This is a genomic window from Neisseria sp. P0009.S007 (assembly GCF_051962515.1).
The window spans coordinates 1-1,005 of record NZ_JBQCVF010000542.1 but is presented as its reverse complement, the minus strand read 5'-3'; the positions used below and the strand labels follow the sequence as shown (position 1 = coordinate 1,005).

General features: G+C 50.9%; 1 protein-coding gene. It reads left to right on the top strand.

The window, feature by feature from the left end; genetic code table 11:
* Window positions 1-15 precede the first annotated feature (15 nt).
* Window positions 16-975 (top strand): tRNA 2-thiocytidine(32) synthetase TtcA, encoded by a 960-nt coding sequence (gene ttcA / locus ACTHS3_RS14655; RefSeq protein WP_070608362.1) that lies wholly within the window; start codon window positions 16-18, stop codon window positions 973-975.
* Window positions 976-1,005: the final 30 nt, after the last annotated feature.

The following is a 1,005-nucleotide window of genomic DNA, read 5'->3' as shown; positions in this document are numbered from 1 at the left end:
AAAGCACAAACAGCCATGTCCAAAAAAACCAAGCAAGAATTAGAAAACAACAAACTCAGCAAACGCCTGCGCCACGCCGTTGGCGATGCCATTAACGATTTCAATATGATTGAGCCGGGCGACAAAATCATGGTCTGCCTTTCCGGCGGCAAAGACAGCTACGCCCTTTTAGACATTCTGCGCCAGCTTCAAGCCAGCGCGCCAATTGATTTTGAACTGGTCGCCGTCAATCTCGACCAAAAACAGCCGGGCTTCCCCGAAGAGGTATTGCCGACCTATCTCGAAAGCATCGGCGTTCCCTACAAAATTGTTGAAGAAGACACTTATTCCACCGTTAAACGCGTATTGGACGAAGGCAAAACGACTTGTTCGCTGTGCAGCCGCCTGCGCCGCGGTATTCTATATCGCACTGCAAAAGAATTGGGCTGCACAAAAATCGCCTTGGGACACCACCGCGACGACATTCTTGCCACCATGTTCCTGAATATGTTTTACGGCGGCAAACTCAAAGCCATGCCGCCCAAACTGGTAAGCGACAACGGCGAACACATCGTCATCCGTCCTCTGGCGTATGTCAAAGAGAAGGACTTGATCAAATATGCCGAGATGAAGCAATTCCCAATTATTCCATGCAACCTCTGCGGCTCTCAGCCCAACCTGCAACGCCAAGTCATCGGCGACATGCTGCGCGATTGGGACAAACGCTTCCCCGGCCGTATCGAGTCCATGTTCTCCGCCCTACAAAACGTCGTTCCTTCGCATTTGGCCGATACCGAACTCTTCGACTTTGTCGGCTTGGAACGCGGTCAAAACCTGAAACACGGCGGCGACTTGGCGTTTGACAGCGAAAAAATGCCGGAACGTTTCTCCGACGGCAGCGAAGAAGACGAAAGCGAAATCAAAATCGAACCGCAAAAAGCCGAACGCAAAGTCATCAATATTTTGGCAAACAAACCCAAAACCTGCGGTATGTAACCGCGTTTAGACATTCAGACGGCCTTTCGG